We start from the raw sequence: 11,884 nt of genomic DNA on the forward strand, positions 1-11,884 counted from the left end.
GAGAATCCGATGCGAGTGTGGTTTTTGAGTGCTGGCCTGGCCTTGATGTGCATGGCCCAGAACGCAGCGGCGGGTACGGTCCTGATCGTTGGCGATAGTATCAGCGCCGGTTTCGGACTGGATACCCGTCTGGGGTGGGTATCGTTGCTCGAGCAACGGCTCAAACAGGAGGGTTTCGACGACAAAGTGGTCAATGCCTCCATCAGCGGCGACACCAGCGCAGGAGGCCAGGCGCGGCTGCCGGCGCTGCTTGCAGAGCATAAGCCGGCGCTGGTGATCCTCGAGCTGGGTGGTAACGACGGCCTGCGTGGAATGCCGCCAACGCAATTGCAACAAAATCTTGCCTCGATGATAGACAGCTCTCGCCAGGTGGGCGCCAAGGTGCTGTTGCTCGGCATGCAATTGCCGCCCAATTACGGCAAGCGTTACACCGATGCGTTTGCCGAGGTCTACGGCAAGCTCGCGGAGGAGAAAAACATCCCGCTGGTACCGTTTTTCCTCGAAGGCGTCGGCGGCCATCCGGACCTGATGCAGGCTGACGGTCTGCACCCGGCAGCCGGGGCTCAGGGCAAGTTGCTGGAAAATGTCTGGCCGACGCTAAAACCGCTGTTATGAGGCTTTTCTAGCGGCAGGCTTTCGGCTAATGTGGCGCCCCCTTATTCGGAGGCCCCGATGCCGCGTCCTGCCTGGTCCCTGTTCGCCTACCAACTGATCGAGCCAGACGAACAGCTGGATCTGTTCGCCTGCCAGGAAGTGCGGGTGCATCTGGTGACTCGTCAGCTCGAGCTTGGCGGTTCGGCCGATCGCACCTTGTGCGGTAGTCTGCTGCCGGCGCAACCGCGCTGGTCGAGTGTGGATCGCCGGGTGTTCCAGGATCAGCGTCTGTGTTCGCTGTGCCGGGCCATTCTCGAATCGCAGAAGCGCGGCACCTCGCCGATCTGGCCGGAGCTGCGTTTCGAGCTCTGAACGCACCCTGTCGCCTATAGCGGCGCTACCTCCCCGAATTCCCGTGCCGCGGTGTACAATCGCGCGCTTATACCCTTGATGATCATGCGAAGGATTTTCCGGATGTTGCCGCGCTTTCCTGCCGTCACCCGCTGCCTGTCACTTGCCGCCCTGTGTGTGGCCGGTCCCGTTGCTGCATTGGAGCTTCCCCTGCCACCGCCCGGCGAAGACATCGTCGGCCAGGTGCAGGTGATCAAGGCCAAGTACGAAGATACGTTTGCCGATCTGGGCACTACCTACGACCTGGGCTATTCGGAAATGGTCGCGGCCAACCCGGGCATCGACGCCTGGCTGCCGGGCGCCGGCACCGAGATCGTTCTGCCTACGCGTTTCATCCTGCCGCCGGGCCCGCGCGAAGGCATCGTCATCAACCTCGCCGAATACCGTCTCTACTACTACCCGAAAGGTCGCGACGTGGTGTACACGTTCCCGCTGGGTATCGGTCGTGAAGGCTGGGGCTCGCCGATCGCGCATACCTCGATCATCGCCAAGACGCCGAATCCGACCTGGACGCCGCCGGCGTCGATCAAGGCCGAGCACGCCGCTGATGGAGATCCGCTGCCGAACGTAGTGCCGGCCGGCCCGGACAACCCGCTGGGGCCGTTCAAGTTCACCCTCGGCACGCCGGGCTACCTGATCCACGGTTCCAACAAGAAGTTCGGTATCGGCATGCGCACCAGCCACGGCTGCTTCCGCATGTTCAACAACAACGTGCTGGAAATGGCTGGCATGGTGCCGGTCGGCACGTCGGTGCGGATCATCAACGACCCGTACAAATTCGGTCGCAGTGGCGGCAAGGTCTATCTGGAGGCGCACACGCCGCTGGACGACAAGGGCAACCCGTCGGTGGTCGACAAGCACACCGCGGTGATCAACGCGATGCTCAAGCGTGAAGACATCACCAGCAACCTGCGCATGGACTGGGATGTGGTGCGTGACGTAGTCGCGGCAGAAGATGGCCTGCCGGTGGAGATCGCTACGCCGACCAACGCCCCGGCGCCGATGGTTACCAGCACGCCGATCGACCTGCAATAAGCTCTGCTCAGCAACCCGCCGATGCGTACCGCGTCGGCGGGTTTTTTATTGCCCGGACAAAAGCACCGGGCACAAAAAAGCCGACCCAAAAAATGGGTCGGCTCGATAACAATCCCGAGGGATTATTACTTGCGGCTAGCTTTTTCCAGCATGCGCAGAGCACGCTCGTTAGCTTCGTCAGCAGTCTGTTGTGCTTTTTGAGCAGCAGCCAGAGCTTCATCAGCTTTACGGTAAGCTTCGTCTGCACGAGCCTGGGAGCGAGCAGCTGCGTCTTCAGTAGCGGTCAGACGTGCTTCGGTTTCTTTCGATGCGCTGCTGCAACCGGTAGCCAGAACTGCGGCCAGAGCCAGAGCAGAGAATTTCAGAACGTTGTTCATCGTGTTCCCCTTCAAGGACTTTCAAATTAAGTAGCTGTCTCCTCACGATTGAGGAAATAGCCGGCGTACATACTACCCATTACTTGTAGTAAGTAAACTGACGTAGCGCAAGAAGCAAAAAAAATTGTAGGCGTTGATTCTTTTTCGAGCAACTTTTAACTGCGCTGTATAAAAAACATCCAGCTACAAGCCCCGCCCCGAGCGACTTGATCGTGAAAAGTTCCCTGCCCGTGATGCTCTTTTCACGTCTTCGGCTAAAGTCTGTCTAAATGAATTCGTCCACACTTTTGTTCCGTTTCTGTGAGCGGCTTGGCGTATCTTTTTGATGTTCAGGTGACTTTATAAAAGGTTGCACGTCTCAAGTCTCAACAACCGGCAATGTTCAGCTGAGCGGCCCGCGAAGATCTTCTTCCGGGACTGTCCTGCATCCCCCGGGAGCCACCCTGTGCAACGCGCTCAATGACGAGCGCATCTTGAGCATTCCCGCCAATGGTGCCTACTATTTATCAGGTGTCAGGGTACGCGAGATCGGTGTGGCTCTTCTCGGTGTCCGTCAGGCACGGGGTGGCGTAGATGTTCCTTCGCCGGGAAAACATCGGTAAGGTAGGGGTCACAATCCAAGACCCGCGAGGAGTAGTGATGAGCGAGGCGTTGTCCATCCACCATGACCAGGCTGGTCATCAGTTCGAGACCACCGTGGACGGTCATCGTGCCTACCTGACCTATATGGATCTGGGGAAACAGACCCTGGATATCTACCGCACGTTCGTGCCCAACGCCCTGCGTGGCCGTGGCGTCGCTGCCGCGCTGACCGAAAGTGCGTTGAATTACGCTGAAGAAATGGGCTACACGGTGATCCCTTCGTGCTCGTACGTCGAGCGCTACATGGAGCGTCACCAGCGCCGCGCCGCGAAAATCTGAGTCGCACACACACAAAAAAACGCCGGGCATTGCCCGGCGTTTTTTTATGCCTGCGAAACCTCGATCAGGTGCGCTGACGTTTCGGCAACACATCCTTGAGCTTGGCGTGCATGCTGCGCAGGGTGGTCTCGGTGGCGGACCAGTCGATGCAGGCGTCGGTGATCGACACGCCGTATTGCAGATCGGCGAGGTCTTTCGGGATTGCCTGGCAGCCCCAGTTCAGATGGCTCTCGACCATCAGACCGATGATCGACTGGTTGCCTTCGAGGATCTGGTTGGCGACGTTTTCCATCACCAGCGGTTGCAGGGCCGGGTCCTTGTTGGAGTTGGCGTGGCTGCAATCGACCATGATGTTCGGCTTGATCTTCGCCTTGTTCAGCGCCTGCTCGCACAGGGCGACGCTGACCGAATCGTAGTTCGGCTTGCCGTTACCACCGCGCAGCACCACATGACCGTAGGCGTTGCCTTTGGTGGTGACGATCGACACGCCGCCTTCCTGGTTGATCCCGAGGAAGCGGTGCGGGCTCGACACTGACTGCAGGGCGTTGATCGCCACGGTCAGGCCGCCATCGGTGCCGTTCTTGAAACCGACGGCCGAAGACAGGCCGGAAGCCATTTCCCGGTGGGTCTGCGATTCAGTGGTACGGGCACCGATCGCCGACCAACTGATCAGGTCCTGCAAGTACTGCGGCGAGATTGGGTCGAGGGCTTCGGTGGCGGTCGGCAGGCCTTTCTCGGCCAGGTCCAGCAGCAACTGGCGGCCGATGTGCAGGCCGTCCTGGATCTTGAACGAGTCATCCAGATACGGATCGTTGATCAGGCCTTTCCAGCCCACAGTGGTGCGCGGTTTCTCGAAGTACACGCGCATGACCAGATACAGGGTGTCGGACACTTCTTCGGCCAGCACCTTGAGGCGATCGGCGTATTCGTGAGCGGCCTTGATGTCGTGGATCGAGCACGGGCCGATCACGACGAACAGACGGTGGTCAGTGCCATCGAGAATGTTGCGAATGACTTCGCGGCCCTTGGTGACGGTGCGCAGGGCGGCGTCGCTCAGAGGGATATCACGCTTGAGCTGATCGGGAGTGATCAGGGTCTCGTTAGAGGCGACGTTCAGGTCGTTGATCGGTAAATCAGCCATCGTTTACTCGTCAGGTCACGGGTGCCGGCCGCCAGCGATCCCCGCGCGGCGGGGCACAGCAGATTTAGCGCGTCGGGGGAGCCGAACCTTAGCGCGTCGGGCGCTGCTCGACAATGGGCAAACGGCGCTTTAGTCCAATGTCGGCGGCATAAAAGCCTTGCGCACGGTGTCGTGGGAGAACTCGTCGGCGTGCTGCTCGACCCATTGCAGGGCCAGCGCCTGAATATCCTGCAGATCGTCGTGGCTGTTTTTCATCCGGTAGAAACGCTCGATCTGACACACCTGCTCACCCTTTCGCGCACTGAACAGCGTCTGCTCGTCGGTGAACGCGATCCCCACCAGGTAGCCTTTCTTGCGGCGCAGACACCACGCCACATAGCCCGGATAACACAGCTCGGCATTGACGCTGGGCATCCGCACCTGCAACGCGGTGCCATGGCGCCAGGCGCGGTGGTAATTGCAAGCGATGCCGCCGAGGCTGATAGTGTGCAGCTGTTGTCTGGAAATGCATTCAGGCTTGAGCAACGTCAATTCAACCGGCACTTCGTCCGGATGAGGAATGAAACGTCCCATGAGCACAGACTCCCTGTGTCGGCCTTCTGACATTGTTCCACCCAGTATAGTGGTCGAATCCGAACTGACCGATTTCGACGCCGACCAGCGCCTGTTGGCGATGAGCGGCGTTTCGCTGGTCATTTTCACCAGCGTCGGCTGCGCCAGTTGCCGCTATGCCCGCGAAGTGCTGCCGGGGCTGGCGCTGGCCGTCGATCGGCTGTGCTGGATCGATGCCGGCGACAACGGCGGACTGGTCGAGCGTTATCAGGTGTTTCATTTGCCGGCGCTGTTTGTGGTGCGCGACGGCGAGTTCTTTGGCGCATTGCACACGCGCCTGACTGCCGATGCGCTCAACGCCGCACTGGCGCAGGCGCTGAATCGAACTGCAGAGGAGTTGCCGTGATGGGGGCAGAGCACAAACCAGTGGTGGGGATTATCGGCACCGGGGCGATTGGTGGTTTTTACGGGGTGATGCTGGCGCGCGCCGGTTTCGATGTGCACTTTCTATTGCGCAGCGAGTTTTCGGCGGTGGCTGAACGCGGCTTGCAGGTCAACAGCGCCGTGCATGGCCCGCTGACGCTGAACCCGGCGCAGGCCTATTGCGCCGCCGCCGACATGCCCAAATGCGATTGGCTGCTGGTCGGCGCCAAAACCACCAGCAACGCCGATCTGGCGCCGGTGATCATTCAGGCAGCCAAGCCAGACGCAAAAGTGCTGTTGCTGCAAAACGGTCTGGACGTCGAAGACAGCTTGCGTCCATTGCTCCCCGACACTTTGCATTTGTTGGGCGGCTTGTGCCTGATCTGCGTACATCGCGAAGGCCCCGGCGTGGTCACTCATCAAGCCTTGGGCGCGGTGAACATCGGTTATCACAGCGGCCCGGCCATCGATCAGGTGGCACGCATGGCGATGGTCGAGGAGGGCGCCGGGCTGTTCCGCTCTGCCGGCATCGACTCCCAGGCGATGCCCAATCTGCATCAGGCGCGCTGGCAGAAATTGGTGTGGAACATTCCCTACAACGGGCTCTCGGTGTTGCTCGGCGCCGGTACCAGCGCGCTGATGGCCGATGCCGACAGCCGCGCGTTGATCCAGGCGCTGATGGCCGAAGTGGTGCAGGGCGCCAAGGCCTGCGGCCACGACATGCCGCCGGGCTACGCTGATTACCTGTTTACGATGACCAAGAAAATGCCCGACTACTGGCCGAGCATGCATCACGACTTTTTGCACAAGCGGCCGCTGGAGCTGGAAGCGATCTATGCTCGGCCATTGGCAGCCGCGAAAGCAGCAGGCTGCGAACTGCCGCGCATCGAATCGCTGTACCGCACTTTAGGATTTATCGACCGACGCAACCATTAACCGGTCGCTCTGGGGGAAAACATGGCCAACAACATCGATGACAAACTGGTGCTGGCGATTTCGTCGCGCGCCTTGTTCGACCTGAGCGAGAGCCACAAGGTCTACCTGTCGAGTGGCGTCGAGGCTTATCGGCAATACCAGATCGAACACGAAGACGAGATTCTCGCGCCCGGCGATGCCTTCCCGCTGGTGGAAAAACTCCTGAGCCTGAACAGCCGCCTTGGCCGCGCGCGGGTCGAAGTGATTCTGGTCTCGCGCAACAGCGCCGACACCGGGCTACGCGTATTCAACTCGATCCATCATTACGGTCTGGCGATTTCCCGCGCGGCGTTTGTCGGCGGGCGCAGTCCTTATCCCTATCTGAAAGCCTTTGGCTGCGACCTGTTTCTGTCCACCCATGCCGAGGATGTGCGCGCCGCGCTGGACGCCGGTTTCGCCGCGGCGACGATTCTATCCGGCGGTGCCAGCCGCGCCGCCAGCGACGAATTGCGTATCGCCTTCGACGGTGATGCGGTGATTTTTTCTGACGAGTCAGAGCGCATTTATCAATCCGGCGGCCTCGCCGCGTTTCAGGCCAAGGAACGCGAGTCGGCGCGCGAGCCGTTGCGCGGCGGCCCGTTCAAGGGCTTTCTCGCGGCGCTCAATCTGCTCCAGCGCGAGTTTCCCGACGATGATTGCCCGATCCGTACCGCACTGGTCACCGCACGTTCGGCGCCGGCTCACGAGCGAGTCATTCGCACGTTGCGCGAGTGGGACATCCGTCTCGATGAATCGCTGTTTCTTGGCGGCCTGACCAAATCGGCATTCCTCGAAGCCTTCGCTGCCGACGTGTTTTTCGACGATCAGACCGGGCATTGCGAGCTGGCACGCGAAGTCGTCGCCACCGGTCACGTGCCCCACGGCATCAGCAACGAACCGTCGGTTTAAAGCCCTTTGACTCAAGACGTTGCGTCGCCCGTCGTACTCGTCAAGGCACTGCTAAGCTGAATCAATCTCCGCCATGTTGGCTTGCGAGGAGGTCATATGATTCGTTCGATGCTGTATGCCACTGACCTCGGTCTGTACGCCCCGTTCGTGATGCAGCATGCGCTGGCGTTGGCGCGCACGTTCAATGCCGATCTGTATGTAGTACACGCGGTGGAACCCATGGGCCTGTTTGCCGAGTCGGTGCTGCAAAGCTATCTCGACGAACAGGCATTGAACGAATTCCACAGCCAGGGTCTGAAAACAGTCATCGCCAATATCGAGCAGCGCGTGCTGGAGAGCTTTCGCGAAGAACTCGGCGACGATGGCGAACTGGATCTGCAACGCATTCGTGCGGTGCGCGTGCTGCAGGGCGATCCGTCGCAGGTGATTCTCGACCAGGTGCAGAAGCTCTCTGTCGACCTGCTGATCGTCGGCAGTCACAGCCACGGCGTCGGCGCGGAAACACCGTTGGGGCGCACGGCAGCACGGGTCCTGCAATTGGCCAAGGTGCCGGTTTATCTGGTGCCGTTGATGGAGCGTCGGCGGCGCGAGGATCGCTGAGGCAAAATAATGGCGCTTTGATGAAAAAGTTCTAGATTTATTCTTCAAACCATTAATATAGTTATATACCGTCGCTGATGCCCGTGGCGTCTACCTGCTTTGAGGGATTGATATGAAGCTTCAACAACTGCGCTACATCTGGGAAGTGGCGCACCACGACCTCAACGTTTCCGCTACAGCCCAAAGCCTGTACACCTCGCAACCGGGCATCAGTAAGCAAATCCGTCTGCTGGAAGACGAACTGGGCGTCGAAGTGTTCGCCCGTAGCGGCAAACACCTGACCCGCGTCACCCCGGCTGGCGAGCGCATCATCACCACCGCTGGCGAGATCCTGCGCAAGGTCGAAAGCATCAAGCAGATCGCCCAGGAATTCTCCAACGAGAAAAAGGGCACCTTGTCGATCGCCACCACGCACACTCAGGCTCGTTATGCGCTGCCACCGGTGATCAGCAATTTCATCAAGCAATACCCTGACGTGGCCCTGCACATGCACCAGGGCTCGCCAATGCAGATCGCCGAAATGGCCGCGGACGGCACCGTCGATTTCGCCATTGCCACCGAAGCGCTGGAGCTGTTCGGCGATCTGGTGATGATGCCGTGCTACCGCTGGAACCGTTGCGTGGTCGTGCCTCAGGGCCACCCGCTGACCAAGCTGCCGAAGCTGACTCTTGAGGCCCTGGCCGAATACCCGATCGTGACGTACGTGTTCGGCTTCACCGGCCGTTCGAAACTCGACGAAGCCTTCAGCCATCGCGGCCTGACACCGAAAGTGGTGTTCACCGCTGCCGACGCCGACGTAATCAAAACCTACGTGCGCCTGGGTCTGGGTGTGGGCATCGTGGCGAAAATGGCGGTCGACACCAAACTCGATAACGATCTGGTGGTGCTGGACGCCAGCGAGCTGTTCGAATCGAGCGTGACCAAGATCGGTTTCCGTCGCGGCACCTTCCTGCGTGGTTTCATGTGCGACTTCATCGAGAAGTTCGCTCCGCACCTGACCCGCGAAGTCATGGCCAGAGCCATTCAGTGCCACAACAAACAGGAACTGGAAGAACTGTTCGACGGCGTCGAGCTGCCGGTGCACTGATCCGCTGTCTCAAAGCACCTCGGTAACTGCGAACTGTTGCCGGGTGCCCGCCACCAGAATCTCCACCTCATCGCCCTCGAACTTGCCCAGCAGGCTTTTGCCCAGCGGTGAGCGCGGGGTGATAACGGTTATCGGCTGACCGACCACATCGACTTTCAGACCGGCTGCATCCGGCGCCAGAAACAGCCATTGCTCGCGGCCCTTTTCGTCTTCCAGGCCGAGCAGGGCGCCGATCTCGATGCCACGCTGTTCATCGTAGGCACGCAGCGTGAGGTTCTGGCACAGCGCCAGTGACTGACGAATCTCTTCGACCCGTTTCGCCTGACCCGCCGCCAGATACGACGCCTCAAGGCCCAGGGTGTCGTATTTGTTCTCGGCGATATTCTCTTCGTGGGTCGCGGTTTCGTACGCCGTTTGCGCAGCGCGTTCGGCGATGTCGAGGTCGATGCGCAGTTTGTCGAGAATCAATTGGTGGACAGTGTGTTTGTTCATGATCAATCGCAGAACTGCAAAACGTTGGCGCGGCTTTTTTCGCTGGGTGCGGTCTGGTCCTGCTGCAGCCAGAACTGGCATTTCGGGTTGGACGCGTTGCGCGAACTGGCGCGCGCCTGATCCAGTCGAGCCTGCTGTTCATTCTTGCGCAGGTTTTCTTCGTACTGCTCGAACAATGGGCTCTGCGGCGGAATGTCCGGCTGGGCTTGCACCGGCGCAGGCGGATGGGCGATCTGCTGCACCGCCTGGGCGACGGGCGCCAGTTGCTCGGCAAAGATGAACCGCGAAAGCAGCCAGCAGGTCAGAGCGATGGCGAGAAAGCCCAGCCACATGCCCAGGGCGATGCTGCCGATCAGGTGCAGGGCGCTAAGCTGAACAGGCAAGGGGCGACGCGAACGGGGACGGTAGGGCATCGCTGCCTCCTGGCGGATGAATGCGGGCAAGTGGCGATTGTCGCACGAAGATTAATCGGCGTCGGCTCTTCTGCGCGAGGGCATTTATGCGGACAATCGGCGCTTTTGCCAACGGGAGCCTTGAATGACTGAAACGAACACCCGCTGGGATATTTTCTGCACCGTCGTCGACAACTTCGGCGACATTGGCGTGACCTGGCGCCTGGCCCGGCAACTGGTTGCCGAGCATTCACTGACAGTGCGCCTGTGGGTCGACGATTTGCGCGCTTTCGAACGTATCTGCCCAGCGATCGATATCGACGCTGCTCAGCAATATCAGCAGGGCGTCGAAGTGCGGCACTGGCCCGCCGAGTGGGTTCACACGGACGCCGCTGACGTCGTGATCGCCGCGTTCGCCTGCAATTTACCCAACGATTACATGGACGCCATGGCCGCGCGTGAACGCCCGCCGCTGTGGCTGAACCTCGATTATCTCAGCGCCGAAGACTGGGTCGTCGGCTGTCACGGATTGCCCTCGGTCAAATACAAATCGGTGCAGAAGATTTTCTTCTTTCCCGGCTTTCAGCCAGGCACCGGCGGGTTGTTGCGCGAGCGCGGCTTGCTTGAGCAGCGTCGGCAGTTTCAACAGGATGCCGCGGCGCAGCGACAATTCCTGCAAGGGCTGGGCATCGAGCGCGCACCGGACGCACAACTGATTTCGCTGTTTGCCTACGAGAACCCCGGGCTGGCCAGTTGGCTCGATGTACTGGCAGCGGCGGACACGCCGACTCACCTGCTGGTGCCGGAAGGCCGGATTCTCGGCGATGTGGCGCGTTGGCTCGAAGTGGAAACGCTGACGGTCGGCGCCATTCATCAACGCCAATCGCTGACCGTGCAGGTGTTGCCGTTCGTCCGTCAGGATCAATACGACCACTTGCTCTGGTGCTGCGATTTCAACGCGGTGCGCGGTGAGGATTCGTTCGTGCGTGCGCAATGGGCGGCACGACCGATGCTCTGGCACATCTATCAGCAGGACGAAGACATCCATCTGGACAAGCTCGACGCCTTCCTCGCGCTTTACACCAAAGGCTTGTCGCCAGCGGCTGCCGAGGCGATGAACGGTCTGTGGCGCGCCTGGAGTGCCGGCCAGCCGATCGGCGAGCACTGGCTGGTGGCGCGCAAACACTGGCCGGAACTGCAAGAAAATGCCCAAGCGTGGTGTCTGGAACAGGGCTTGCAGGCGGATCTCGCCACGGCGCTGGTACAGTTTTACCTAAATTGGATATGATACGCGGCCTAGATTTTTGTAAATCCCATCCAAATTCGGATATTCGCAATGAAAACTGGTAAAGAACTCAAACCCGGTACCGTGATCCGTATCGACAACGATCCTTGGCTGGTTCAGAAAGCTGAATTCACCAAGTCGGGCCGTAACAGCGCGATCATGAAGACCAAGCTGAAGAACCTGCTGACCGGTTACAAGACCGAAACCGTTTACGGTGCGGACGACAAGCTGGACGACGTGATCCTGGATCGTAAAGAAGCCACCCTGTCGTTCATCAGCGGTGACACTTACACGTTCATGGACACCACTGACTACACCATGTACGAACTGAACGCTGACGACATCGAAGCCGTTCTGCCGTTCGTTGAAGAAGGCATGGAAGACGTCTGCGAAGCCGTATTCTTCGAAGGCCGTCTGGTTTCCGTAGAACTGCCGACCACCATCGTGCGTCAGGTTGACTACACCGAAGGTTCCGCTCGCGGTGACACTTCCGGCAAGGTGATGAAGCCTGCCAAACTGAAGAACGGTACCGAGCTGTCGGTTGCCGACTTCATCGAAATCGGCGACATGATCGAGATCGATACCCGCGAAGGCGGTTCCTACAAAGGCCGTGCGAAATAAGCACTGCTTTTTACGGAAAGAAAAAACCCGACCATTGAGTCGGGTTTTTTTGTGCCTGCAATTCAGCCATCACCACAAATCCCTGTAGGA

Annotated in this window: 16 protein-coding genes; 11 read left to right on the forward strand and 5 right to left on the reverse strand. The window is 59.7% G+C overall.

Annotation, left to right across the window (positions count from 1 at the left end; all coding sequences use genetic code 11):
* Positions 1–9: 9 nt before the first annotated feature.
* From J3P75_RS08715 to J3P75_RS08725, 3 genes are all read left to right on the forward strand, one after another.
* Positions 10–615 (forward strand): arylesterase, encoded by a 606-nt coding sequence (locus J3P75_RS08715; protein WP_203418894.1) that lies wholly within the window; start codon positions 10–12, stop codon positions 613–615.
* A gap of 57 nt (positions 616–672) precedes the next feature.
* On the forward strand, positions 673–966 hold the full coding sequence (locus J3P75_RS08720) for a hypothetical protein (protein WP_003226812.1): 294 nt from the start codon (positions 673–675) through the stop codon (positions 964–966).
* Between the two features lie 102 nt (positions 967–1,068).
* Positions 1,069–2,040, forward strand: coding sequence for a L,D-transpeptidase family protein (locus J3P75_RS08725; RefSeq protein ID WP_090284982.1), 972 nt, complete (start codon positions 1,069–1,071; stop codon positions 2,038–2,040).
* Between the two features lie 125 nt (positions 2,041–2,165).
* Here J3P75_RS08725 and oprI read toward each other — a convergent pair whose 3' ends face one another.
* Positions 2,166–2,417 carry an outer membrane lipoprotei OprI gene (gene oprI / locus J3P75_RS08730; RefSeq protein ID WP_003183784.1) on the reverse strand — a complete coding sequence of 84 codons (252 nt, stop codon included), beginning with the start codon at positions 2,415–2,417 and terminating at the stop codon, positions 2,166–2,168.
* 639 nt (positions 2,418–3,056) lie between these two features.
* Here oprI and J3P75_RS08735 point away from each other — a divergent pair.
* Positions 3,057–3,338 (forward strand): GNAT family N-acetyltransferase, encoded by a 282-nt coding sequence (locus J3P75_RS08735; RefSeq protein WP_203418892.1) that lies wholly within the window; start codon positions 3,057–3,059, stop codon positions 3,336–3,338.
* A 64-nt stretch (positions 3,339–3,402) separates the two neighbouring features.
* Here the strand turns inward: J3P75_RS08735 and J3P75_RS08740 are convergent, their stop codons facing one another.
* Positions 3,403–4,479 (reverse strand): 3-deoxy-7-phosphoheptulonate synthase, encoded by a 1,077-nt coding sequence (locus tag J3P75_RS08740; protein WP_090284978.1) that lies wholly within the window; start codon positions 4,477–4,479, stop codon positions 3,403–3,405.
* A 129-nt stretch (positions 4,480–4,608) separates the two neighbouring features.
* On the reverse strand, positions 4,609–5,052 hold the full coding sequence (locus tag J3P75_RS08745; protein WP_434709944.1) for a PilZ domain-containing protein: 444 nt from the start codon (positions 5,050–5,052) through the stop codon (positions 4,609–4,611).
* Between J3P75_RS08745 and J3P75_RS08750 the strand changes: the two genes are divergently transcribed.
* The 5 genes from J3P75_RS08750 to cysB all read left to right on the forward strand — a co-directional run bounded on the left by J3P75_RS08750 (position 5,051) and on the right by cysB (position 9,004).
* Complete coding sequence (locus J3P75_RS08750; protein ID WP_434596575.1) at positions 5,051–5,437, forward strand: thioredoxin family protein; 387 nt, start codon at positions 5,051–5,053, stop codon at positions 5,435–5,437. The genes J3P75_RS08745 and J3P75_RS08750 overlap by 2 nt on opposite strands.
* Complete coding sequence (locus J3P75_RS08755) at positions 5,437–6,390, forward strand: putative 2-dehydropantoate 2-reductase (protein WP_434709945.1); 954 nt, start codon at positions 5,437–5,439, stop codon at positions 6,388–6,390. Before J3P75_RS08750 ends, J3P75_RS08755 begins: the two co-directional genes overlap by 1 nt.
* Positions 6,391–6,411: 21 nt before the next feature.
* Complete coding sequence (locus J3P75_RS08760; protein WP_434709946.1) at positions 6,412–7,317, forward strand: 5'-nucleotidase; 906 nt, start codon at positions 6,412–6,414, stop codon at positions 7,315–7,317.
* 96 nt (positions 7,318–7,413) lie between these two features.
* Positions 7,414–7,917, forward strand: coding sequence for a universal stress protein (locus tag J3P75_RS08765; RefSeq protein ID WP_434596580.1), 504 nt, complete (start codon positions 7,414–7,416; stop codon positions 7,915–7,917).
* Between the two features lie 112 nt (positions 7,918–8,029).
* Positions 8,030–9,004 (forward strand): HTH-type transcriptional regulator CysB, encoded by a 975-nt coding sequence (gene cysB, locus J3P75_RS08770; protein WP_208940300.1) that lies wholly within the window; start codon positions 8,030–8,032, stop codon positions 9,002–9,004.
* A 9-nt stretch (positions 9,005–9,013) separates the two neighbouring features.
* Here the strand turns inward: cysB and J3P75_RS08775 are convergent, their stop codons facing one another.
* The gene (locus tag J3P75_RS08775) at positions 9,014–9,496 is read right to left on the reverse strand and encodes a GreA/GreB family elongation factor (RefSeq protein WP_434596582.1); all 483 of its coding nucleotides are present in this window, start codon (positions 9,494–9,496) and stop codon (positions 9,014–9,016) included.
* A gap of 2 nt (positions 9,497–9,498) precedes the next feature.
* Positions 9,499–9,909: a hypothetical protein gene (locus J3P75_RS08780; RefSeq protein ID WP_434596583.1), complete on the reverse strand. Its 411-nt coding sequence runs from the start codon at positions 9,907–9,909 to the stop codon at positions 9,499–9,501.
* 124 nt (positions 9,910–10,033) lie between these two features.
* Here J3P75_RS08780 and earP point away from each other — a divergent pair, with 124 nt between their 5' ends.
* Positions 10,034–11,176 (forward strand): elongation factor P maturation arginine rhamnosyltransferase EarP, encoded by a 1,143-nt coding sequence (earP, locus tag J3P75_RS08785; RefSeq protein WP_434709947.1) that lies wholly within the window; start codon positions 10,034–10,036, stop codon positions 11,174–11,176.
* 48 nt (positions 11,177–11,224) lie between these two features.
* Positions 11,225–11,794: an elongation factor P gene (locus tag J3P75_RS08790; protein ID WP_203418884.1), complete on the forward strand. Its 570-nt coding sequence runs from the start codon at positions 11,225–11,227 to the stop codon at positions 11,792–11,794.
* Positions 11,795–11,884 lie beyond the last annotated feature (90 nt).

It is taken from the genome of Pseudomonas sp. R1-1 (assembly GCF_051132135.1).
Taxonomy (GTDB): Bacteria; Pseudomonadota; Gammaproteobacteria; order Pseudomonadales; family Pseudomonadaceae; genus Aquipseudomonas.